The 22,777-nt window shown below is 67.9% G+C and carries 19 protein-coding genes; 12 read left to right on the top strand and 7 right to left on the bottom strand.

Going from position 1 to position 22,777, the window contains the following annotated elements; all coding sequences use genetic code 11:
- The first annotated feature begins 280 nt into the window (after positions 1-280).
- The gene (locus tag E6C70_RS04060; protein ID WP_136422471.1) at positions 281-1,201 is read left to right on the top strand and encodes a heme o synthase; all 921 of its coding nucleotides are present in this window, start codon (positions 281-283) and stop codon (positions 1,199-1,201) included.
- Positions 1,202-1,207: 6 nt separating this feature from the next.
- Here E6C70_RS04060 and E6C70_RS04055 read toward each other — a convergent pair whose 3' ends face one another.
- Both E6C70_RS04055 and E6C70_RS04050 read right to left on the bottom strand, forming a co-directional pair.
- Positions 1,208-1,891, bottom strand: coding sequence for a hypothetical protein (locus tag E6C70_RS04055; protein WP_136422468.1), 684 nt, complete (start codon positions 1,889-1,891; stop codon positions 1,208-1,210).
- A gap of 109 nt (positions 1,892-2,000) precedes the next feature.
- Positions 2,001-2,939, bottom strand: a complete 939-nt coding sequence (locus E6C70_RS04050; RefSeq protein ID WP_136422466.1) for a COX15/CtaA family protein — start codon at positions 2,937-2,939, stop codon at positions 2,001-2,003.
- Between the two features lie 211 nt (positions 2,940-3,150).
- Here E6C70_RS04050 and sufB point away from each other — a divergent pair, with 211 nt between their 5' ends.
- From sufB to E6C70_RS04025, 5 genes are read left to right on the top strand one after another with little or no spacing between them, the layout of a single operon-like run.
- Positions 3,151-4,569: a Fe-S cluster assembly protein SufB gene (sufB, locus tag E6C70_RS04045; RefSeq protein WP_136422463.1), complete on the top strand. Its 1,419-nt coding sequence runs from the start codon at positions 3,151-3,153 to the stop codon at positions 4,567-4,569.
- Complete coding sequence (sufD, locus tag E6C70_RS04040; protein ID WP_136422460.1) at positions 4,570-5,769, top strand: Fe-S cluster assembly protein SufD; 1,200 nt, start codon at positions 4,570-4,572, stop codon at positions 5,767-5,769.
- Complete coding sequence (locus E6C70_RS04035; protein ID WP_136422458.1) at positions 5,769-6,122, top strand: non-heme iron oxygenase ferredoxin subunit; 354 nt, start codon at positions 5,769-5,771, stop codon at positions 6,120-6,122. The genes sufD and E6C70_RS04035 overlap by 1 nt, the downstream gene beginning before the upstream one ends.
- 59 nt (positions 6,123-6,181) lie before the next feature.
- Complete coding sequence (sufC, locus tag E6C70_RS04030) at positions 6,182-6,946, top strand: Fe-S cluster assembly ATPase SufC (RefSeq protein WP_136422456.1); 765 nt, start codon at positions 6,182-6,184, stop codon at positions 6,944-6,946.
- Between the two features lie 4 nt (positions 6,947-6,950).
- Positions 6,951-7,280: a metal-sulfur cluster assembly factor gene (locus E6C70_RS04025; RefSeq protein WP_136422454.1), complete on the top strand. Its 330-nt coding sequence runs from the start codon at positions 6,951-6,953 to the stop codon at positions 7,278-7,280.
- 480 nt (positions 7,281-7,760) lie between these two features.
- Here the strand turns inward: E6C70_RS04025 and E6C70_RS04020 are convergent, their stop codons facing one another.
- Positions 7,761-9,800, bottom strand: a complete 2,040-nt coding sequence (locus E6C70_RS04020) for a M3 family metallopeptidase (RefSeq protein WP_136422452.1) — start codon at positions 9,798-9,800, stop codon at positions 7,761-7,763.
- Positions 9,801-9,840: 40 nt separating this feature from the next.
- Between E6C70_RS04020 and E6C70_RS04015 the strand changes: the two genes are divergently transcribed.
- Positions 9,841-10,695, top strand: a complete 855-nt coding sequence (locus tag E6C70_RS04015; RefSeq protein WP_235833261.1) for a methyltransferase domain-containing protein — start codon at positions 9,841-9,843, stop codon at positions 10,693-10,695.
- 16 nt (positions 10,696-10,711) lie between these two features.
- On the opposite strand, the gene E6C70_RS04010 is transcribed toward E6C70_RS04015, so the two are convergent.
- The 4 genes from E6C70_RS04010 to E6C70_RS03995 form a co-directional block, all read right to left on the bottom strand.
- Positions 10,712-10,978, bottom strand: coding sequence for a hypothetical protein (locus tag E6C70_RS04010; RefSeq protein ID WP_136422450.1), 267 nt, complete (start codon positions 10,976-10,978; stop codon positions 10,712-10,714).
- Positions 10,979-10,982: 4 nt separating this feature from the next.
- Positions 10,983-11,432 (bottom strand): GNAT family N-acetyltransferase, encoded by a 450-nt coding sequence (locus E6C70_RS04005; protein ID WP_136422448.1) that lies wholly within the window; start codon positions 11,430-11,432, stop codon positions 10,983-10,985.
- 9 nt (positions 11,433-11,441) lie between these two features.
- A complete protein-coding gene (gene valS / locus E6C70_RS04000) occupies positions 11,442-14,039 on the bottom strand; it encodes a valine--tRNA ligase (protein WP_136422445.1) in 2,598 nt (865 codons plus the stop codon).
- A 95-nt stretch (positions 14,040-14,134) separates the two neighbouring features.
- A complete protein-coding gene (locus E6C70_RS03995) occupies positions 14,135-15,421 on the bottom strand; it encodes an MFS transporter (RefSeq protein WP_235833260.1) in 1,287 nt (428 codons plus the stop codon).
- Positions 15,422-15,633: 212 nt separating this feature from the next.
- Here E6C70_RS03995 and E6C70_RS03990 point away from each other — a divergent pair, with 212 nt between their 5' ends.
- From E6C70_RS03990 to ndk, 5 genes are all read left to right on the top strand, one after another.
- Positions 15,634-16,956 (top strand): HNH endonuclease signature motif containing protein, encoded by a 1,323-nt coding sequence (locus E6C70_RS03990; RefSeq protein ID WP_136422442.1) that lies wholly within the window; start codon positions 15,634-15,636, stop codon positions 16,954-16,956.
- 312 nt (positions 16,957-17,268) lie between these two features.
- Positions 17,269-20,607: an isoleucine--tRNA ligase gene (gene ileS / locus E6C70_RS03985; protein ID WP_136422440.1), complete on the top strand. Its 3,339-nt coding sequence runs from the start codon at positions 17,269-17,271 to the stop codon at positions 20,605-20,607.
- Entirely contained in the window at positions 20,604-21,965 is a 1,362-nt protein-coding gene (locus E6C70_RS03980) for a bifunctional folylpolyglutamate synthase/dihydrofolate synthase (protein WP_136422438.1), read from the top strand. Before ileS ends, E6C70_RS03980 begins: the two co-directional genes overlap by 4 nt.
- Positions 21,962-22,360: a DUF4233 domain-containing protein gene (locus tag E6C70_RS03975; protein ID WP_235833259.1), complete on the top strand. Its 399-nt coding sequence runs from the start codon at positions 21,962-21,964 to the stop codon at positions 22,358-22,360. The genes E6C70_RS03980 and E6C70_RS03975 overlap by 4 nt, the downstream gene beginning before the upstream one ends.
- Positions 22,357-22,776 carry a nucleoside-diphosphate kinase gene (gene ndk / locus E6C70_RS03970; RefSeq protein WP_136422432.1) on the top strand — a complete coding sequence of 140 codons (420 nt, stop codon included), beginning with the start codon at positions 22,357-22,359 and terminating at the stop codon, positions 22,774-22,776. Before E6C70_RS03975 ends, ndk begins: the two co-directional genes overlap by 4 nt.
- Position 22,777: the final 1 nt, after the last annotated feature.

Below are 22,777 nucleotides of genomic sequence, written 5' to 3'. Positions count from 1 at the left end.
GGGGAGCCGCGTTCTGTTGGGCGGACTCCGCCTTGTCGAAGCCCGCCGTATCAACATCATCGGCGCGCAGCACATGCACTCTGGAGGGGGTCGCACGCATGCTGCAGCGGCGGGCGTTTCCAGTATAGGGAGGGCTCCGGTGCGTATGACGCGCTTGACATCGGAGCCGAGGGCGGGTCCGGATCGGCGGCGCTCGGCCGGAGTCCGGAGCTACGGCGATGGCTTAGACTCGAAGCTGCATTACCGGGCAGCACTGAGCAACCCCGGACGATGGGGAGCAATGAACGTCGCACTCGAGACCCGACCCGCCGCGGGCCCCATCGGCATCCGTCGCAAGGTCGCTGCGTACGTCGCCCTCACCAAGCCCCGTGTCATCGAACTGCTCCTGGTCGTGACGGCGCCGACCATGATCCTGGCCCAGAACGGGCTGCCATCCGTGTGGCTCGTGCTGGCGACGCTCGTCGGGGGCGCCATGAGCGCGGGCTCCGCTGGAGCGTTCAACTGCTACATCGACCGTGACATCGACCGCGTCATGAAGCGGACGAGCAAGCGCCCGCTCGTCACGGGTGAGCTCAGCGACCGCGAGGCGCTCGTCTTCGCCTACGTCCTGGGTGTCGCGTCGATCCTCTGGCTCGGCGTGTTCGCGAACTGGCTCGCTGCCGCCCTCTCCCTGGGCGCCATCCTGCTCTACGTCGTCTTCTACAGCCTCATCCTCAAGCGCCGCACCTCGCAGAACATCGTCTGGGGCGGAGTCGCGGGGTGCATGCCGGTACTGATCGGATGGGCGGCCGTGACCGGCTCGCTCACCTGGACCCCCTTCATCCTGTTCATGGTCATCTTCCTGTGGACGCCGCCGCACTACTGGCCGCTGTCGATGAAGTACCGCGAGGACTACAAGGCGGCCGGTGTTCCGATGCTCGCGGTCGTGCGGGGGCGGGCGGCCGTCGGCCTGCAGGTCGTGCTGTACGCCTGGGCGACGGTGGCCTGCTCGCTGCTGCTGGTCCCGGTGGCGGGCATGGGCGTGCTCTACTCGGTCGTCGCGCTCGCTGCGGGCGGCTGGTTCATCTACGAGACGCACCGGCTCTACAACCTGGCCATCCGTCACGGCGATGCGTCGCCGATGCGAGTGTTCCACGGGTCCATCGCGTACCTCTCGCTGCTGTTCCTGGCGATAGCGATCGACCCGCTGCTGCCGTTCTAGGCGTCCTCAGCCTCGGCTTCGAATGCTCGAGCGTGCGGCGCCGAGCAGAGCGAGCAGCGGATGGCCGTCCGGAACGTTCGACACGCCACCGCTGGTGAGTCCCCAGCCGTCGCAGGCCGAGCGCTCGTCGGGGTCGTGCAGCAGGATGGCGAGCTCGTCCCCGTCGAAGGTGGGCAGCGGAGCGACGCCGAGGTCGGAGTCGTCGAGCATGGCCAGAAGTCGGGATGCCAGCGCTTCATCGATGCGGTCATCGTCCTCCAGGCCCGACACCGCCGCGTCGTGGAACTCGACGCCGTCGACGACGCTGCGCGCGTACGGCAGCCGTACCGAGAGAGCACCCTCCTCGAGGGAGACGATCATCACGGCGATGCCTTCGCACACGCTCGGATCTCCCACCTCGAACCGGGACTGCACGCTCGCCGCCGACGTCGGGGACGATGCGGCCGCGAGATAGGCGTCGCAGGTGTGCACGATGGTGTCCGCGTCGAGCAGACGGGTGAGGTCGTGCAGCAGGTCGATGGCGCGATCATCCGGAAGCACGGCGCAGGAGGCGACCGGGGCCCCCGCGAGGTAGAGGTCGACGTAGACCGGCATCATGCCCTGGGGGAACGGCGTTTCGATCAGCCGCCGACGTGCGGCCGCGGCGTGCACCAGCGCGAGGGACTCGATGTCGAGGCGCTCGGGCGTCATCCGTCCTCCCCGATCGAGGAGGACTGTCTGCCGAGCACGGATGCCGCCGCCATGACGGGAGCCTACGTCGTGCTCCGGGAGCGGGGGAGCGGCACGCCGGGCGAGTCGCTCAGGCGGTTGTGACGGCGTGCGGTCGCTCCACGTCCTCGGCGGAGGGCGAGACGCGCCGTGTGAGTCCCATCACGACATTGGTGGTCGCGGCCGCGAGAGTCACGGCGAGCACCATGTGGATGCCGACGAGGAAGGGCGGCAGGCCGGTGCGAGCCTGCCACAGGCCCACGATGATCTGCAGCACCTCGACGGCGAGGAGCAGGAGCACCGCCCGGCGGCCGGGGATGCGCGCGGTGAAGGTCGCCACGAGCATCACCAGCGTGACCGCGAGGACGGCATACGCGGGCCACGAGTGCACGTGCTGCAACAGCTCCGGGTTCAGGTCGTTGCGCGGCGCGTTCGCGTCTCCGGCGTGCGGCCCGGACCCGGTGGTGAGGATGCCGAAGACGATCGTGATCGCCACGAGCACGCTGAGCACGACGGCGAGCACCGCGAACCAGCGCGGCACGGCGCGCTCGCGCGGGCCGGGTGTGGCGTACACGCGGACGACGAGGACGGTCGCCAGGCACACCAGCACGACCGAGATCACGAAGTGGAGGCCGACGACGTAGGGGTTCAGGTGGGTGAGCACGCTGAGGCCGCCGATGACGCCCTGGGCGGGGATACCCAGGCCGATGAAGAGGGCGAGCAGGAACAGGTCGCGGCGCTCGGCGCGGAAGCGGATGACGGCGAGGAACATGGCGATCGCGATGACGACCAGCACGAACGTCAGCGTGCGGTTGCCGAACTCGATGATGCCGTGCACGCCCATCTCGGGCGTGTTCACGAGCGAGTCGTCGGTGCAGGTCGGCCAGGTGGGACAGCCGAGGCCGGATGCCGTGAGCCGCACGAGTCCGCCGGTGCCCACGAGCACGACCTGGCAGATCAGCGACAGCCACGCCAGCACGCGCACGCGCCGATCGACGTGATCGGGCAGCCAGTTCCAGAAACGCTTCACGCGGGGTGGTCCTCAGGTAGACTTGATCAGTTGGAAACAGCGGGCCCCGCCGCGCAGATCGGGCGGCCAGAGTGGTCGCGGTTCCTCCAACAATCATAGGGACGCGCAGAAGCTGCCCACGCACATCACGCCTCGTGACCGTCGCACACACGCGCGGGAGGGGAATGAGCCGGACTGATATCCGGTTGGCGAAGGTAGGAAAGAGGAGATTATGTCGGACGTGCTCATCGACCGCCCCGAAATGGAAGGACTCGGTGTCTACGAGTTCGGCTGGGCCGACTCGGACGCCGCAGGCGCATCCGCTCGGCGCGGCATCTCGGAAGAGGTGGTCAGCGATATCTCCAGCCTCAAGGCGGAACCGGACTGGATGCTGCAGCGCCGCCTCAAGGCCCTCAAGCTGTTCGAGCGCAAGCCCATGCCCACGTGGGGCGCCGACCTGTCGGAGATCGACTTCGACAACATCAAGTACTTCGTTCGTTCCACCGAGAAGCAGGCCCAGAGCTGGGAGGACCTGCCCGACGACATCAAGAGCACCTACGAGAAGCTCGGCATCCCCGAGGCGGAGCGCCAGCGCCTCGTCGCCGGCGTCGCCGCTCAGTACGAGTCCGAGGTGGTCTACCACCAGATCAACGAGGAGCTCGAGGCTCAGGGCGTGATCTTCATGGACACCGACACGGCACTCAAGGAGCACCCCGAGTTCTTCGAGGAGTACTTCGGAACGGTGATCCCGTCGGGCGACAACAAGTTCGCCGCGCTCAACACCGCCGTCTGGTCGGGTGGATCATTCGTCTACGTTCCGCCGGGCGTCCAGGTGTCGATCCCGCTGCAGGCCTACTTCCGCATCAACACCGAGAACATGGGCCAGTTCGAGCGCACCCTCATCATCGCCGACGAGGGCAGCTACGTGCACTACATCGAGGGCTGCACGGCTCCCATCTACAAGAGCGACTCGCTGCACTCCGCGGTCGTCGAGATCATCGTGAAGAAGAACGCCCGCGTTCGCTACACGACCATCCAGAACTGGTCGAACAACGTCTACAACCTCGTCACCAAGCGGGCGACGGCTGCCGAGGGCGCGACCATGGAGTGGATCGACGGCAACATCGGCTCCAAGGTCACCATGAAGTACCCGTCCATCTTCCTGATGGGGGAGCACGCCAAGGGCGAGACCCTGTCTGTGGCGTTCGCCGGCCCGGGTCAGCACCAGGATGCCGGCGCCAAGATGATCCACATGGCGCCGTACACGCAGTCCTCGATCGTCTCCAAGTCGATCGCCCGCGGCGGAGGTCGTGCCGGCTACCGCGGCGAGGTGCGAGTGGATGCCAACGCGCACCACGCGGCCAACACCGTCCGGTGCGACGCGTTGCTCGTCGACACGATCTCGCGGTCCGACACCTACCCGGCCATCGACATCCGTGTCGACGATGTGCAGCTCGGCCATGAGGCCACCGTCTCGCGCGTGAGCGAGGAGCAGCTGTTCTACCTGATGAGCCGCGGAATGCCCGAGGACGAGGCGATGGCGATGATCGTGCGCGGCTTCATCGAGCCGATCGCCCGTGAGCTGCCCATGGAGTACGCGCTCGAACTCAACAAGCTCATCGAGATGAGCATGGAAGGATCCGTAGGCTAGATGAGTGCCGTCACCAACGCACCCACCGTTCCCACCTTCGAGCAGCACGGACTGAAGCAGCACAGCGACGGGGACTGGGCCAACAAGGCGCCGGTCCAGACCCGCTCCGAGCGCTTCACGTCGACGAACGTCGAGGACTTCCCGGCCGTCACCGGTCGCGAGGTGGACTGGCGCTACTCGCCCGTCTCTCGACTCACCGCGCTGACGGCGGGTGAGCTGAACGGCTCGTCCTACGACGTCACGTCGACGGACGCCGACGGCGTCACCGTCGGCTGGACCTCGCGCGAGGACACCCGCGTCGGCACGGCGGGGACGCCCGAGGACCGGGCATCCGCCAACGCGTGGACCGCGTTCGAGAAGGCCCTCGTCGTGGACGTGTCCGGCGAGGATGCCAAGGCGGTGCACGTGCGCCGTTCCGGACTCGGCGGCGGTGCGCGCGGTGCGCACACCATCATCGACGCCGCCCCGTTCAGCCGCGCGCTCGTCGTGCTGGAGAACAGCGGAGACGCTCTGCTGGCCGAGAACGTCGAGATCCTCGTGGGGGAGGGCGCCCAGCTCACCGTCGTGAGCGTGCAGGAGTGGGATGACACCGCCATCCACCTGGCCAACCACTTCAGCCGGGTCGGACGCGACGCCAAGCTCAAGCACATCGTCGTCTCGCTCGGCGGGTCGATCGTGCGGGTGAACCCCTCCACCCACCTCGCTGAGCAGGGTGCGGACATCGAGGCCTTCGGCATGTACTTCGCCGACGCAGGACAGCACCTCGAGCAGCAGGTCTACGTCAATCACGACGCTCCCAACACGCGCTCCCGGGTCACCTACAAGGGCGCCCTGCAGGGCGACGGGGCACGGACGGTGTGGATCGGCGACGTGCTCATCGGCAACAAGGCCGTCGGCACGGACAGCTACGAGCAGAACCGCAACCTCGTTCTCACCGACGGAACGCGCGCCGACTCGGTGCCGAACCTCGAGATTGAGACCGGCGACATCGCGGGCGCCGGCCACGCGAGCGCCACCGGACGCTTCGACGACGAGCAGCTGTTCTACCTGATGGCTCGGGGCATCCGCGAGGACGAGGCCCGCCGTCTGGTGGTGCGCGGCTTCCTCAGCGAGATCGTGCAGCAGATCGGCGACGCCGACCTCGAGCAGCGCCTCCAGGCCGCCCTCGAAGCCGAACTGGCCGGAACGAGCGTGAGCTGATGCCCGCATCCCAGCTCTGCTCCGTCGATGAGCTCCCCGAGAACGAGGCCAAGCGGTTCGTCGTGGACGGTGTTGCGATCGCCGTCGTGAAGGATGCCACGGGCGACGTGTTCGCCATCGGCGACACCTGCACCCACGGCGACATCTCGCTCTCAGAGGGTTTCGTCGAGGACGATGCCTCGGCCGGAAGCGTCGATGGGCCCACCCTCGAATGCTGGGCGCACGGCTCGCAGTTCTCTCTGCGCACCGGCAAGCCCCTCACGCTCCCGGCCTACGAACCGGTGCCCGTGTTCCAGGTGGAGGTGCGGGACGGTTTCGTCTTCGTCGACCCCGCCGTGACCGTAGCGGTCTGATCCGCCAACCGAACTTCCGGCGCCAGCCGCGCCGATCGAACGAAAGAGATAGAGAATCCATGTCCGTTCTTGAGATCAAGGACCTCCGCGTCAGCGTCGAGACCGACCAGGGAACCAAACACATCCTCAAGGGTGTCGACCTCACCATCAACGAGGGCGAGATCCACGCGGTGATGGGCCCCAACGGCTCGGGCAAGTCCACCCTGGCGTACACGATCGCCGGCCACCCCAAGTACCACGTCGAGGGCGGCTCCATCCTGCTCGACGGCGAGGAGGTGCTCGCCATGAGCGTCGACCAGCGCGCCCGCGCCGGGCTGTTCCTCGCGATGCAGTACCCCGTCGAGATCCCGGGTGTGACCAACACCAACTTCCTTCGCACCGCCAAGACCGCGATCGACGGCGAGGCTCCGGCCATCCGCACGTGGGGCAAGGACGTCAAGGCGGCGATGGAAGGCCTGCGGATGGACCCGTCGTTCGCCGCGCGCAACGTGAACGAGGGCTTCTCCGGCGGTGAGAAGAAGCGCAATGAGATCTTGCAGCTCGAGCTCCTCCGTCCGCGTTTCGCGGTGCTCGACGAGACGGACTCCGGCCTCGACGTCGACGCGCTCAAGATCGTGTCGGAGGGCGTCAACCGCGCCAAGGCCAACACCGGCCTCGGGATCCTGCTCATCACGCACTACACCCGCATCCTGCGCTACATCCAGCCCGACTTCGTGCACGTCTTCGTCGACGGCCGAGTCGCCGAGCAGGGTGGGCGCGAGCTGGCCGATCGCCTTGAAGACGAGGGCTACGACCGGTACCTCACCGAGGCGAACGTAGGCTAGAACCATGGTCACCACTCTCGCTCCGGCACTCTTCGACCAGGTCGAAGAGGCGCTCAAGGACGTGATGGACCCCGAGCTCGGCGTCAACGTCGTGGACCTCGGCCTCATCTACGACCTCGGGTGGGACGACGAGAACAACGCTCTCGTCATCCACATGACCCTGACCAGCGCTGGCTGCCCGCTCACCGACGTGCTCGAGGAGCAGACCGGCGAGGCGCTCGACGGCATCGTCGAGGCCTTCCGCATCAACTGGGTGTGGATGCCGCCGTGGGGCCCCGAGCGCATCACCGACGACGGTCGCGACCAGATGCGCGCCCTGGGCTTCGCCATCTGACGCTGGTCGAGTAGCGCAGACGCGCAGCGGCTCCGCGTATCGAGACCCTCGCACGTGCGAGTTCTTGGTTTCGATACGCCTGCTCGCTGCGCTCGCGGGCTACTCAACCAGCGGAGCTGCCGGTCGAGTAGCGCAGACGCGCAGCGGCTCCGCGTATCGAGACCCTCGCACGTGCGACCGGCGGGTTTCGATACGCCTTGCTCGCTGCGCTCGCGGGGCGACTCAACCAGCGGGTGCTGCCGGTCGAGTAGCGCAGACGCGAAGCGGCTCCGCGTATCGAGACTCTCGCACGTGCGACAGGCAGGTTTCGATACGCCCTGCTCCTTCGTCGCGGGGCTACTCAACCAGCGGCACCGCCGGTCGAGTAGCGCAGGCGCGCAGCGGCTCCGCGTATCGAGGCCCTCGCACGTGCGAGTGACGGGTTTCGATACGCGGGCTCTTTCGTCGTTCGCTTTCACCAGCAGGTAGGGCAGCTACCGGTCAACTCAGGCCGCGGCGTTCCAGTAGCGGCTCGATGCGGGCGTCGCGCCCGCGGAAGTCGCGGTACGCCTCGAGGGGGTTCTTCGACCCGCCGACGCCGAGCAGGCGCGCACGGAAACGGTCGCCGTTCTCGCGTGTGAGTCCGCCGTTCTCCCGGAACCACTCCACGGTGTCGGCATCCAGCACCTCGCTCCAGATGTAGGAGTAGTACCCCGCGTCGTACCCGCCGGCGAAGGTGTGCGCGAAGTAGGTGCTGGCGTAGCGCGGGGGGACGGCCTCATCGGCGAGCCCCGCCTCCGCCAGCGCGCGCGCTTCGAACGCGGCGACATCCGTCACCTCGTCATCGGCGGTGATGCGGTGCCAGGCCTGATCGAGCATGGCGGCCGCGAGGTACTCACTCGTGCCGAATCCCTGTCCCCACGTCGACGACGCCTCGAGTCGCTCGACGAGGTCGCCTGGCATCGGCTCGCCGGTCTCGTGGTGCACGGCGTAGTTGGCGAGGACCTCCGGCCACAGCATCCACATCTCGTTGGCCTGGCTGGGAAACTCGACGAAGTCGCGGAACACGTTGGTGCCGGAGAACCTCGGATAGCGCACCCGGGCGAAGAGACCATGAAGGGCGTGCCCGAACTCGTGGAACAGCGTCTCCGTCTCGTCGACGGTGAGCAGGGTCGGCATTCCCGCTGGCGGCTTGCCGATGTTGAGGTTGTTCACCACGACGACCGGCTCATCGAGCAGGCTCGACTGCGAGACGAGCGAGTTCATCCATGCACCGCCGCGCTTGGAGTCGCGGATGTAGAAGTCGCCGATGTACAGGCCGACCGGGGTGCCGTCGCCATCCGTGACCTCGAATACGCGCGCGGCGGGATGGTAGGCGACGAGGTCGTCCCGCTCGCGGATGGTCACACCGTAGAGTCGTTCGGCCGCGTGGAACACCCCGTCACGGAGCACGCGCTCGAGCTCGAAGTACGGCTTCATCGCGGCGGTGTCGACGTCGTAGCGGGCCTGACGCACGCGCTCGGCGTAGAAGGCCCAGTCCCATGAGCGCACCTCGTCGATCTCCTCGCCTGCCGCGCCCAGCAGTGCGGCGTTCTCGGCGGCGGCATTCCGCGCGGCGGCCGGCGCCAGCCTTCCGAGCAGCTCGGCGACGGCCTCGGGGGTACGCGCGGTCTCGTCGGCGGTGACGGATGACGCGTGGTCGCGGAAGCCCAGCAGTCTCGCCCGCTGAGCCCGCAGACGGGTGACCTCGAGCACGAGGTCGCGATTGTCGTGGTCGCCTCCCCGGATGCCGCGCGAGCGCGATGCCTTCATGATGCGCTCGCGCAGGTCCCGGCGGGTGAGCGATGCGAGCAACGGATGACCGGTGAACAGCGGAAGGGTGATGAGATAGCCGCCGTCGAGCCCACGCTCGGCCGCGGCCTCCCGTGCGGCGGCGAGTTGACCTTCCTCCACGCCGTCCAGCTCGGAGACATCGAGCACGTGCACCGCGAGATCGTTCGTGTCGGCGAGGAGGTTCTTCTCGAACCGGGTGGTCAGCGTCGCGAGCTCCGCGTTCAGGGCACTGAGGCGCCGCTTCTGCTCGGCGTCCAGTCCGGCCCCGGCGAGGGTGAACTCGGTGTGATAGCGCTCGAGCAGGTAGCGCGTCTCGGCATCGAGGTCGAGTTCGTCAACGCGCCGCCACAGGTCGTCGATCCTCGCGAACAACGCCGGGTCCAACGTGATGGCGTCGTGGTGGGCGGCGAGCAGTGGCGCGAGGTCCTGTTCGAGGTCATCGGTGAACGCCGTGCTGTCCGACGATGCCTTGTTGAAGAACACCGACGCCACGCGATCGAGCACCCGCCCGCTGCGTTCGAGGGCGACGAGCGTGTTCTCGATCGTCGGCGCATCCGGGTTCGCGCTGATCGCGGCCACCTCCTCGCGCTGCTCCGCCATGCCGATGGCGAACGCCTCGCCGTAGTGCTCCTCTCGGATCTCGGCGAACGGGGGCAGGTGGAACGGGAGGGTGCTCTCGGTCAGGAGCGGATTGCGTGCAGAGGCCATCCGTTCAGCCTATTGATGCCGCGGGTTCTAGGCTCGAGGCATGGCGATGGATCCGGAACAGAACGAGGTCGCCCCCCGCGATCAGTACACCCACGGTCATCACGAGAGCGTGCTGCGCTCGCACACCTGGCGGACGGTCGCCAACTCGGCGGCCTACCTCATCCCGCATCTCGTGCGCGGCGACGTCGTCCTCGATCTCGGATGCGGGCCGGGCACCATCTCGGTCGACCTCGCGGATCGGGTGTCGCCGGGACGGGTGGTCGGTGTCGACGCGGCGTCGGGCATCGTCGAGCAGGCCGCCGCCCACGCCGCCGACACCGGGACCGAGAACGCCCAGTTCGTCGTCGGCGACGCCTACGCCCTTCCCTTCGAGGACGAGGTGTTCGACGTCGTGCACGCCCACCAGGTGCTGCAGCACCTCGCGCGCCCCATCGACGCGCTCCGCGAGGCCATCCGCGTTCTGAAGCCCGGCGGCGTCTTGGCCGTCCGCGACGTCGACTACGGCGGCGTCACCTGGTTCCCCCCGTTGCCGGGACTGGCCGACTGGATGAGCACCTACCAGGCGGTGGCACGCTACGACCAGGGCGAGCCCGACGCGGGACGGATGCTCAAGGCCTGGGTGCGTGCGGCCGGTTTCGAGCAGGTCGCGTGCACGGCCTCGGTCTGGTGCTTCGCCTCCGATGCCGAGCGGGACTGGTGGGGGAGCTCCTGGTCGGTGCGGGCGACGGAGTCCGCCTTCGCTGCGCACGCCGTCGAGGGCGGTATGGCCGACGTCGACGGGCTCCGCGCCATCTCGCGTGCGTGGCTCGACTGGAAGGAAGACCCCGACGGATGGATGCAGATGCCGCACGGGGAGGTCATCGCCCGCAAGCCGCTGGCGGATCCGTCCCGCTGAGCGCTTCCGGCGCGACCTACCAGTCGTCCTCGTCGTCGATGGCTGCGGCCGGGAGCGTGATGGTCGCTGCGTCGTCCTCGGCGTTGTAGCGGATGACGGTTCCGTCGTCGAGTTCGATGACCGGTCGTCCCTCGAGCCAGGTCAGCGTCCAGCGCCACTCACCCGTCGCGTCGGGGACGAGCTCCTCGTCGGTCTCGACGGCATCGACCGCCATCAGCACGACATCCGGCAGTCCGGTGGGTCGTTCGGTCGATCGGTAGGGCCAGCGGGTTCCGAGTTGCATCCGATCAGCCTATGGCCGGAGTCTCGTAGGTCACCCACGTGGTGCGCTCGGCCACCGAGTCGTAGAGGCGTTGAGCGTTGTCGTTGTCCTCGGCCGTGATCCAGTTGATCACGCTCAACCCGTTCTCGCGCGCGAAGCTCTTCGCCTGCTCGATGAGCGCAGCGCCCACGCCGCGCTCGCGGGAGTCGGGGTCAACGAAGAGGTCGTCGAGGAACAGGGCGCGATCGCCGTCGAGCGTTCGCGGATACTGGCGCACGTGCACGAGCCCGAGAAGGTCGTCTCCGTCGTGCGCGACGAAACCGGTCAGGTCGTGCTGCTTGTCCATCAGCCAGGTCCAGACCCGCAGCGCCTTCTCATCCGTCACCGGCGAGTCGTAGAAGGCACTGTATCCCTCCCAGAGTCCCAGCCACGGAAAGAAGTCTCGATCGACCAGCGGACGGACCTGAACGACCATGACGCGCTCCTAACTCTCCGGTGCCGCCTCCAGGACGACGTCCGTGACCGTGAGCTCGTCTCCCTCGGCGAAACCGAGATCGGCGATGCGGCCCACGGCCCTGAGATCAGCTGCCGCCTGCGCGAGCAGGGCGATCTGCTGGTCGGTACCCGTAATTACAGCAGAAATCACCCCGGTGCGCTGAGAAACCTTCGCATCCGTCTTGGCCCGACGGATGGCCGTGAGTGCGCGGCTGGCGAGGTCGAGTACGGCGGTCGTGCCGTCCTCCACGCCGGGAAGCTCGTTCTCGTTCGGCCACCCGGCCACGTGCACCGAGCCGTCGTGCGACCACGACCAGGCCTCCTCCGTCGCGAATGGCACGAACGGCGCGAACAGCCGCAGAAGGGTCGACAGGGCGATGTGCAGTGCGCCGATCGCCGAGGCGCGGTCGCTCGGCTCGCCGCTGTACGCCCGCTCCTTGACCAGTTCGAGGTAGTCGTCGCAGAAGGTCCAGAAGAACGACTCGGTCACCTCAAGTGCCCGCGCATGGTCGTACGAGTCGAGCGCGATCGTGGCCTGGCGAACCACCTCGCTGAGCGTTGCGAGCATGCTGAGGTCGAGCGGGTTGCCGACCTCGTCGCTCCCGTCGGCGGCCGAACCGATGCCGTGGATGAATTTCGCGGCGTTGAGGATCTTGATGGCCAGGCGTCGGCCGATCTTGATCTGGGTCGGGTTCTGCGGGTCGAACGCGGCGTCCGTGCCCAGGCGGGAGGACGCTGCCCAGTAGCGCACGGCGTCGGATCCGTGCTGATTGAGGATGTCCGCGGGCGTGACGACGTTGCCCTTCGACTTCGACATCTTCTTGCGGTCGGGGTCGACGATGAAACCGGAGACCGCCGTCGCGGCCCACGGCAGCCGACCGTGCTCGAGCTCGCTGCGGAGCACCGTCGAGAACAGCCAGGTGCGGATGATGTCCTGCGCCTGGGGGCGCAGGGAGAACGGATAGACCAGGTCGAACAGCTCCGGGTCGCGTTCCCATCCGCCCGCCAGCTGCGGCGTGAGCGACGAGGTCGCCCAGGTGTCCATCACGTCCTGTTCGCCGACGAAGCCGCCGGCCTGGCCGCGCTGGCTCTCGTCGAACCCGGGCGCGGCGTCGGATGCCGGGTCTACCGGCAGCAGCTCGCGCGTCGCCAGGATCGGCTGGTCGAACAGCGGGTTGGCGTCGTCGTCGAGCGGATACCAGACGGGGATGGGCACGCCGAAGAAGCGCTGGCGCGAGATGAGCCAGTCGCCGGTGAGACCGCTCACCCAGTTCTCGTAGCGCACGCGCATGAAGTCGGGATGCCAGTCGAGCTCCCGACCGTGCTCGATCAGTCGACCGCGCAGCTGCTCGTCGCGCGCGCCATTGCCGATGTACCACTGCCGCGTCGAGACGACCTCGAGCGGCTTGTCGCCCTTCTCGAAGAACTTCACCGGGTGCACGATGTTCTTGGGCTCGCCGATCAGGTCTCCGGATGCGCGCAGCAACTCGACCATGGTCTGCTTGGCGGAGAAGACCGTCTTGCCGGCGAGCTGGGCGAACGCCTCCCGACCCGCTTCGGAGGCGATGGCGTCGGGGGCATCCGTCGCCACCCGCCCGTCGAAGCCGAGGATCGCCCGGTTGGGGAGGTTCAGGTCGCGCCACCAGATGACGTCGGTGACATCGCCGAACGTGCAGATCATCGCGATGCCACTGCCCTTGTCGGGCTGGGCGAGGTGGTGCGCGAGGATCGGCACCTCGACGCCGAAGACGGGGGTCGTCACGGTGCTGCCGAACAGCGGCTTGTAGCGCTCGTCGTCGGGGTGGGCGACGAGGGCCACGCAGGCCGGGAGCAGTTCGGGCCGGGTGGTCTCGATCTCGATCGTTCCGCCGTCGGGCTGGTGGAACGACACGCGGTGGTAGGCGGCGGGCTGGTCGCGGTCCTCGAGCTCGGCCTGGGCAACGGCAGTGCGGAAGGTCACGTCCCAGAGGGTGGGTGCCATGGCCTGGTAGGCCTCACCACGCTCGACGTTGCGGAGGAACGCGAGCTGCGAGGTGAACAACGCCTCGGGGCCGATTGTGCGGTAGGTCTGAGTCCAGTCCACCGAGAGCCCGAGCGAGCGCCACAGCTTCTCGAACTGCACCTCGTCCTCGGCCGTCAGGCGCTCGCACAGCTCGATGAAGTTGCGCCGGCTGATGGGCTTCTGGTCGGCGGCCTTGGTGCTCTTGCCGTCGCCGCCCTCGAACGGAGGCACGAAGTCGGTCGTGTAGGGCAGCGACGGATCGCACCGCACGCCGTAGTAGTTCTGCACGCGTCGCTCGGTGGGCAGCCCGTTGTCATCCCAGCCCATCGGATAGAACACGCGCCGACCGCGCATGCGCTGGAAGCGGGCGACGACATCCGTGTGGGTGTAGGAGAAGACGTGGCCGATGTGCAGCGATCCCGATGCGGTGGGCGGGGGAGTGTCGATCGAGTAGATGCTCTCGCGGGTGGCGCCCGATCGGTCGAAGCGGTGGGTGCCCTGCGACTCCCAGGTCTCGCCCCACTTGGCCTCGAGGCCCTCGAGGGCGGGCTTGTCGGGGATGTTGGCCGGCTGGGCGCTCGACATGATGCTGCTCCGATCGATATGTGCGGCACCGAGTCAATGGTGAGGTGCCTGAGTATGCGTGGAGCCAGTTTACCGGGAGCGGCCGGTGAGGGCGTCTACGCCGAGTGCACCGGGGCGGGCGCCGCGTCGGGGCTCGAGGACTGGGGCGCTCTGCGCATCCGTTCGGCCGCCAGAGCCGAGACCAGCGTGATCGCCGAGAGCACGGCGAGCACGATGCCCGGGTGCCACCACGCGTAGCCGGTCGCCTGCCCGATCGAGACGGTGATGAGGGGGATGAACCCGCTCACAGTCGCCGCGATCGCGTACGAGAAGGAGAGGGCCGAGTAGCGGAAGTGGTCGGGGAACAGGTCGGCCATCAGCCCGCCGAGCGCCGCCCACGACATGGTGGGCAGGATGCCGCCGACGATCATGGTGCCTACGAGGATCGGGAAGGTGGCGAACTGCAGCAGGAAGTAGAGCGGGAAGGTGATGACGAGCGTGCCGACGGCACCCCAGAGCACGACTTTCGCCGATCCGATTCGGTTGGCCAGCGCGCCGAACAGGGGGATGGTCACCAACTGCAGCAGCCCGCCGATGGTGGTGGCGACCAGCAGGTCCTGGAAGCTGAAGCCGAGCTTGGCCACGCCGTAGTTGATCGTGTAGGTGTTCATCAGCGAGTAGGAGCCGATGCCGAGCAGCGCCGCGCCGATCGCCACGATGATGGCGACAGGACGCTGGGCGAACATGGTGAGGAACGGGAGTCGATCGCGGCGCTTCTCGGCGACGACCTCCTCGAAGACGGGCGTCTCGGTGACCGACCAGCGGAGGTAGAGGGAGACGGCGAGCAGGGGCAGCGCGATGAGGAACGGGATGCGCCAGCCCCACGCAGCGAGGTCGGCCGGGCTCAGCGTGAGCGTCATCACGATGAAGAGGGCGGCGCTGAGGATGGAGCCGACGGGGGACCCGAGCTGGGGGATGGCTGCGTAGAAGGCCCGCTTGACCGGGTTGGCGTGCTCGGTCGCGAGGAGGATGGAGCCGCCCCACTCACCGCCGAGGGAGATGCCCTGGATGAGGCGGAGGAGGACGAGCAGGATGGCGCCGACCCAGCCGGCCTGGGCGTAGGTGGGCAGTGCTCCGATCAAGCCGGTGGCGATTCCCATGATGGCGACGGTCCACAGGAGGGTCGTGCGTCGGCCGAGTCGGTCGCCCAGGTGACCGAAGATGATCGCTCCCACGGGACGGATGACGAACGCGACCGCGACGGTCGAGAACGCGGCGAGCGTCTCGCCGAACGAACCGAGGGGAGAGAAGAACAGCGGGCCGATGAAGAACGCCGAGAAGTAGGCGAAAACGTAGAAGTCGAACGACTCCAGGCTGGTGCCGACCATGGAGGCCCAACTCACCCGCCGGGTCATCCGCGGATCGGATGGCGTGAACGTATTCTGCTCTGCTGTTGTAGTCACGTGATCGCACGCTACCGAGGTGACGGATGACATCGCCCCGGAATACCTACTAAGAACCGGTCGGCGCGTTGTCGGTTATCACGGCGCGTGTCTCCAGCCGCGGCCGAACGAGCGGCGCGTGGAATGTCAACGGGTGTCCGTAGAGTCGAAGCGTGGGCATCACCCGGGAGGTCTTCGCGCTCGATCCGAACCAGGCGTCGGACTGGGAGATCGATGCGTGCGAGTACGCGCCGACGGACCGCGATGACCTCGTGGCATCCTTCGACCGGATGGAGAGTTCAGCTCGCGCCGCGTCTCGCGCTGCTGCGGCGCAGTGGGCAGCCGTGGCCGACGCAGTCGAGCATGCGCGAACCGTTCCCGAGGTCTATCTCGACAGCACGGCGCAGGACCCTCGCGGCACGACGTCGGAGCGCGAGTTGCTCGAACGGGCGATCATCAAAGACGTGGCGATGTGGCTAGACCTGTCCGTCACGGCGGCGTCTGCGATGGCGACCCGCGCCGTGACGCTGCGCGAGCGGTTACCGCGCATGTGGAGCGAGTTCTCGCGGCAGGGCGTCATCACCGCGGGTTCCGCGGCCGTCCTGGCGGACGTCGTCAAGGGCATGCCGAGCCACCTCGATGCCGACTTCGAGAACGTCATGCTCGCTCAGGGTCGAGGGCTGCCCCCGGCGAAGCTGCGAAGGCTCGCATTCGCGACGAGGGAACGATTCGAGAAGCTAACCCGACAGGAGCGTTTCGACGTCGCCGCGGAGGGCCGGAAAGTGGCTTTCGAACCGCTTGCCGACGGCATGGCGTGGCTGGGCCTCTACGGCCGCGCCGACGTGCTGTTGCGTGCCAAGGCCCGCATCGACGCGAACGCCGAGCGGCTCGCCGCTGTCGATGGAGAGGCCCGCACTCTGGACCAGCTACGAGCCGACGTGGCGGGCGACATCCTGTGCGCGACCGGAGCTCCGCATGAGGTCGTGCCGACAGTGTTCGTCACGGTCCCGGTACTTCGTCTCGCGGGAATCCGCCGAGAAGACGCCGAGGCAGCCGGTGTCGACCCAGCGATCGCCACCGACGGCGCCGCCTCTCTCGACGGCTACGGACTGATCGACGACGACACCGCGCGACGGCTGTTCGCGAAAGCGCCGAGCTTCGCCCGCATCGCGACGGATCCATTCCACGGGATCCGACTCCAGCTGGACCGCTCGAGCCGGCGGCCATCCCAGGCGCAACGGAACTGGCTCCGGTTGCGGTACGGCACCTGTGCTGAAGGAGGCTGCAATCGGCCAGCCGGTCGATGCGACATCGACCACACCACGGACTGGCAGTTCGACGGACCGACGAACGACGCCAACCTCGCCCCGATCTGCGAGAGCGGCCACACGATCAAGCACAAGACGCAATTCCGATACGAACGGGACCCGGACTTCGGACTTCGGATCACCTCGCCTACCGGACGCGAGAGGTCCACCGATCCGCCGCCGTTCTGAGCGGTCGACCCCGTCATCGAGTTGCCCATCGAATCTCTCTGGCGGGAATGAGGAGCAACGTTCGTATCGCTCGCTCCTTCCGATAAACTGATGGGCAACGACATCGATCCGGCCATCACCGGGGAGTCTTCGGAAGAACGGTCGGCATCCGCGAGGGTTCCGGCCCGGTAGAACCGAACGGGGCTGGCCCGTCACAGCCAATGAACAAGCGGCCGCGCGGGCAACGACGTGCGGCAAGCGGGGTGGTACCGCGGTGGAGTTCGTCGGACTCGCCGTCCTCGTGGAACAGACCCGTTCCCTCAGGAGAGAGCGTTGTACCCCAAGGGCCAGGATTCCGAGAACACGCCGTCGGGCGTCGTTCCGTCGCCGAACTTTCCCGCCGTCGAGCAGGAGGTGCTGGCCTTCTGGAAGGCCGATGGCACCTTCCAAGCGTCCATCGACAACCGCGAGGGAGCACCCGAGTGGGTGTTCTACGACGGCCCGCCGTTCGCCAACGGCCTGCCGCACTACGGGCACCTCCTCACGGGGTACGCCAAGGACGTGTTCCCGCGCTACCAGACGATGCGCGGCAAGCAGGTGCACCGGCGCTTCGGATGGGACACCCACGGGCTGCCCGCAGAACTCGAGGCCGAGCGTCAGCTGGGCATCACTGACAAGAGCCAGATCGAGGCGATGGGAATAGGCGCGTTCAACGCCGCCGCCAAGCGCTCGGTCTTGCGCTACACAGGTGAGTGGCAGGACTACGTCACCCGCCAGGCGCGCTGGGTCGACTTCGACAACGACTACAAGACCCTCGACGTCAGCTACATGGAGAGCGTGATCTGGGCGTTCAAGGAGTTGCACGAGAAGGGCCTCGCCTACGAGGGCTACCGGGTGCTGCCCTACTGCTGGCGCGACCAGACCCCCCTCTCGAATCATGAGCTGCGGATGGACGACGACGTCTACAAGGACCGTCAGGATCAGACCGTCACCGTGACCTTCCCGCTGACCGGACCGCGCGCCGAGGCGCTCGGGCTGACCGCCGTGCGAGCGCTCGCCTGGACGACCACGCCGTGGACGTTGCCCACCAACTTCGCGCTCGCCGTCGGTCCCGACATCGAGTACGCGGTGGTACCGGCCGGGCCGAACGGCACGCCGGATGCCACGGTTCTCCGCGAGCGGGCGGGTGGGGCGGACACGTCGACCGAGGTGCTCGGCGGCGAGTACCTGATCGCCATCGACCTGCTGGGCGGCTACGCCAAGGACCTCGGATACGACTCGGCCGACGAGGCACGGGCATCCGTCTCCCGCACCGTCGTCGGAAGGGACCTCGAGGGCGTCAGCTACGACCGCCTGTTCGACTACTACGCCGAAGTCGACAAGTGGGGCATGCAGAACGCCTGGCGCATCCTCGTGGCCGACTACGTCACCACCGAGGACGGCACCGGCATCGTCCACCAGGCACCCGCCTATGGCGAGGAGGACCAGAAGATCGGCGAGGCAGCCGGCATCCCGGTCGTCATCTCGCTCGACGATGGTGGCCGTTTCCTGCCCGATGTCACAGATGTCGCCGGCCAGCTCTGGAGCGATGCGAACAAGCCGCTCACGCAGCTGATCCGCGCCGAGGGTCGGCTGCTGCGCCAGGCGAGTTACGTGCACTCCTACCCGCACTGCTGGCGCTGCCGCAACCCGCTGATCTACAAGGCGGTCTCGAGCTGGTTCGTTCGGGTCACCGAGTTCCGCGACCGGATGGGGGAGCTGAACCACGACGTCACCTGGGTGCCCGAGAACGTCAAGGACGGCCAGTTCGGCAAGTGGGTGGGCAATGCCCGCGACTGGTCGATCAGCCGCAACCGCTACTTCGGCTCACCCATCCCGGTGTGGAAGAGCGACGACCCAGCGTTCCCGCGCATCGACGTCTACGGCTCGCTCGCCGAACTCGAGCGCGACTTCGGACGGCTGCCGACCAACGAGGCCGGGCACCCCGACCTGCACCGGCCGTACATCGACGACCTCACCCGCCCCAATCCCGACGACCCGAGCGGCGTGGCGACGATGCGCCGCATCCCCGACGTGTTCGACGTCTGGTTCGATTCCGGGTCGATGCCGTTCGCCCAGGTGCACTACCCGTTCGAGAACCGGGAGTGGTTCGACACCCACCACCCGGCCGACTTCATCGTCGAGTACATCGGCCAGACCCGCGGCTGGTTCTACGTGATGCACGCGCTGTCGACGGCCCTGTTCGATCGGCTGGCGTTCCGGAATGTGGTGAGCCACGGCATCGTGCTCGGCAGCGACGGGCAGAAGATGTCGAAGTCGCTGCGCAACTACCCCGACGTCTCCGAGGTGTTCGACCGGGACGGATCGGATGCGATGCGCTGGTTCCTCATGTCGAGCTCGGTCCTGCGCGGGGGAAACCTCGTCGTGACCGAAGAGGGCATCCGCGAGGGCGTGCGTCAGGTGATGCTGCCGCTGTGGAGCACCTGGTACTTCTTCTCGCTCTACGCGAACGCGTCGACGCGTTCGGGCCGGACCGACGGTGGCTACGACGCCGAGCGGCGCACGGACTCGACGGACGTGCTCGACCGTTACCTGCTCGCCAAGACGCGGGAGACCGTCGAGACGGTCACCGCCCACTTCGACGCCCTCGACTCGACACTCGCCGCCGCGACCCTTCGCGACTTCGCCGACGTGCTCACCAACTGGTACGTGCGTCGCTCCCGTGACCGGTTCTGGGGCGGAGTCGGCGAGGACGGCTCGAACCGGGCGGCCTTCGACACGCTCTACACCGTTCTCGAGACGTTCGCGCGCATCGCCGCCCCGTTGCTGCCACTCGTCAGCGAGAACATCTGGCAGGGGCTGACCGGCGGACGCAGTGTTCACCTGACCGACTGGCCGGATGCCGCCGAGTTCCCCGCGGACGAGGCGCTCGTCGCGGCCATGGACCAGGTGCGCACCATCAGCTCGACGGCGCTCTCGCTGCGCAAGCAGGCCGGCCTGCGCGTGCGGCTTCCGCTGGCGTCGCTCACGGTCGTCACGACGGATGCCGGAGCGCTCGACCCGTTCGAGGACATCCTTCGCGACGAACTCAACGTCAAGGCGGTGCGACTCGTCCCGCTGACCGATACCAGCGCCGGCGAGTTCGGCATCACCTCGCGGCTCACGGTCAACGCCCGTGCAGCGGGACCGCGCCTCGGCAAGCAGGTCCAGCAGGTCATCCAGGCTGCGCGCTCGGGCGACTGGAGCGAGATCGACGGCGTCGTGACGGCGGGTGGCGTGCAGCTCGAAGCCGGCGAGTTCGATCTCGTGCTCGAGGCTTCGTCCAAAGCGGGGACCGGCACGGCCCTCGCGCTGCTCCCGGGCGGTGGATTCGTGCTGCTCGACACCGCGACCACCGATGAGTTGGAGGCGGAGGGCCTCGCGCGCGACGTCATCCGTGCCGTTCAGGACTCCCGCAAGGCGGCCGGTTTCGACGTCGGCGACCGCATCCGCCTGCGTCTCACCCTCAACGCGGCCGGAGCGACGGCCGCCCGGACGCATGCCGAACTCATCGCGGCGGAGACGCTCGCCGTCGACCTGTTCATCGACGCGTTCGGCGGGGGAGAGTTGCCCCGTGAAGCCGTCGCCGTCGGCGGCGACTCGACCCTGACCATCGCACTGGAGAAGGCATGACAGACGACGAGACCTGGCGCGACGAAGCCGACGAGGTCTACCGCGAACTGCTCGAGCGCATCGGCGAGGGCGATCCCCAACGCCGCCTCGCTGCCACCCGCCGGGCCGCGGAGCTCCTCGGCGACCCGCAGCGCGCCTATCCGGTCATCCACATCACGGGGACCAACGGCAAGACCAGTACGGCACGCATCATCGACAGCATCCTCCGCGCCTACGGGCTGAAGACCGGACTGCTCACCAGTCCCCACCTCATGCGCTTCACCGAGCGCATCCGCATCGACGGCGAGCCCATCACCGACGAGGCGGTCGTGCGCAACTACGAGGACATCGCGCCCTACCTCGCGATGACGGATGCCGAACTCGAGGCAGCCGACGAGTCGCCGCTGACCTTCTTCGAAGCACTCACCGTCCTCGCCTTCGCCGCGTTCGCCGACGCCCCGGTCGACGTCGTCGTGCTCGAAGTGGGCATCGGCGGCGAGTGGGACTCCACCAACGTCGCCGACGGACAGGTCGCCGTGTTCACGCCCATCGACCTCGACCACGTCGGCCGGCTGGGCGACACGATCGCCGAGATCGCTCGCACGAAGTCGGGCATCATCAAGCCGGCCGCTGCCGTCGTCAGCGCGCGACAGCAGCCCGATGCCCTGCGCGAGCTCGAACGCGCGGTCGAGCTGACCGAATCGACCTTCGCCGTCGAAGGAGACCAGTTCGACGTGGTGGACGCCCGGGTCGCGGTAGGCGGACAGCTGGTGTCGATCCGCGGAACGGCCGGGACGTACACCGACCTGTTCCTGCCGCTGCACGGCGCGCATCAGGCCCACAACGCCGCGGTCGCGGTCGCGGCGGTGGAGGAGTTCATCGGCGGGGGCGAGCAGCCACTCACGGAGGAGCTCCTCACCGAAGGCTTCGCCACGGTCACCTCGCCCGGACGCCTGCACCTCGTGGGCGTCGAGCCCTCGGTGCTCGTCGATGCCGCCCACAACCCGCATGGAGCGTTGGCGCTGGTGGCAGCGCTCGGGACGTCCTTCGACTTCGACGAGGTGGCCATCGTCGTGGGCATCCTGACCGACAAGGACGCCGAGGGCATCGTCGCCGCGCTCGCACCCGCGGCCGCACGGTTCATCGTGACGCAGTCGGCATCCGACCGCGCGATTTGTGCTGACCGACTCGCCGACGACATTCGCGACCAGCTGCCGGAGGCGGATGTCGTCGCGTTCGAATCGCTCGACGACGCCATTGCCGAGGCCCGCGGCTGGGCCGAGGACGCACCACGCCGAGCTGTCCTCGTCACCGGGTCGATCACCCTCGTCGGAGATGTGATGACGATCGCCGAGGCCGACGACTGGATGCACCCGTGAGCGAGCAGACCGCGGATGCCGAGCCCGAGCGACGGCCGGCCGCCCCGCGATCCGTGCAGCGCAGCCTCGCGTCGATCATCCTCGGCTTCGAGCTGATCGTCGTCTTCCTCGCCGCACTCGTGAACTACGGCCTGCCGACGGGTGGGCTCATCAGCCTGGGTCCGGTCGGATCGTTGGTGGCGGGTGGCGTGCTGTGCCTGCTCATCATCCTCACGCTCGGCCTCATCCGTCGACCATTCGCCATCACGCTGGGCTGGATCGTGCAGGTGCTCATCCTGCTCGGCGGCTTCTTCAACGTGGCGATGTTCTTCGTCGGAGCCCTCTTCGCCGCCATGTGGGCCTATGGAATGATTCGCGGCGCCCGTATCGATCGCTGGAACAAGGAGAACGCATGACAACCATCGAAGAGACCCTCGTCCTCGTCAAGCCCGACGGTGTGGCCCGGGGGCTGACGGGCGAGATCCTCCGCCGCATCGAGGCGAAGGGGTACTCGCTCGTGGACATCCGGCTCGTCGAAGCCGACCGCGACCTTCTTGCTGCCCACTACGCGGAGCACGAGGGCAAGCCGTTCTACGCTCCGCTCATCGAGTTCATGGAGTCCGGTCCCACCGTGGCGATCCGACTCGCCGGCAATCGCGTGATCGAGGGGTTCCGTTCCCTGGCCGGCACGACCGATCCGACCACGGCCGCGCCCGGAACCATCCGAGGCGACCTGGGACGCGACTGGGGCGCCAAGGTGCAGCAGAATCTCGTGCACGGCTCGGACTCGACCGAGTCGGCCGAGCGCGAGCTGGCGCTGTGGTTCCGCTGAC

Origin of the sequence: Orlajensenia flava (assembly GCF_004801905.1) — a bacterium.
Classification (GTDB): Bacteria; Actinomycetota; Actinomycetes; order Actinomycetales; family Microbacteriaceae; genus Orlajensenia; species Orlajensenia flava.
This window is presented reverse-complemented; position numbering and strand designations above follow the sequence as displayed.

Bases quoted from the DNA above. Each gene is read 5' to 3' on its own strand.
- E6C70_RS04010 (WP_136422450.1), bottom strand. From the start codon at position 10,978: ATGCAACTCGGAACCCGCTGGCCCTACCGATCGACCGAACGACCCACC.
- E6C70_RS04025 (WP_136422454.1), top strand. From the start codon at position 6,951: ATGGTCACCACTCTCGCTCCGGCACTCTTCGACCAGGTCGAAGAGGCG.
- E6C70_RS03980 (WP_136422438.1), top strand. From the start codon at position 20,604: ATGACAGACGACGAGACCTGGCGCGACGAAGCCGACGAGGTCTACCGC.
- E6C70_RS04060 (WP_136422471.1), top strand. From the start codon at position 281: ATGAACGTCGCACTCGAGACCCGACCCGCCGCGGGCCCCATCGGCATC.
- E6C70_RS04015 (WP_235833261.1), top strand. From the start codon at position 9,841: ATGGCGATGGATCCGGAACAGAACGAGGTCGCCCCCCGCGATCAGTAC.
- sufB (WP_136422463.1), top strand. From the start codon at position 3,151: ATGTCGGACGTGCTCATCGACCGCCCCGAAATGGAAGGACTCGGTGTC.
- ndk (WP_136422432.1), top strand. From the start codon at position 22,357: ATGACAACCATCGAAGAGACCCTCGTCCTCGTCAAGCCCGACGGTGTG.
- E6C70_RS04035 (WP_136422458.1), top strand. From the start codon at position 5,769: ATGCCCGCATCCCAGCTCTGCTCCGTCGATGAGCTCCCCGAGAACGAG.
- E6C70_RS04005 (WP_136422448.1), bottom strand. From the start codon at position 11,432: ATGGTCGTTCAGGTCCGTCCGCTGGTCGATCGAGACTTCTTTCCGTGG.
- E6C70_RS04020 (WP_136422452.1), bottom strand. From the start codon at position 9,800: ATGGCCTCTGCACGCAATCCGCTCCTGACCGAGAGCACCCTCCCGTTC.
- sufC (WP_136422456.1), top strand. From the start codon at position 6,182: ATGTCCGTTCTTGAGATCAAGGACCTCCGCGTCAGCGTCGAGACCGAC.
- sufD (WP_136422460.1), top strand. From the start codon at position 4,570: ATGAGTGCCGTCACCAACGCACCCACCGTTCCCACCTTCGAGCAGCAC.
- E6C70_RS04055 (WP_136422468.1), bottom strand. From the start codon at position 1,891: ATGACGCCCGAGCGCCTCGACATCGAGTCCCTCGCGCTGGTGCACGCC.
- valS (WP_136422445.1), bottom strand. From the start codon at position 14,039: ATGTCGAGCGCCCAGCCGGCCAACATCCCCGACAAGCCCGCCCTCGAG.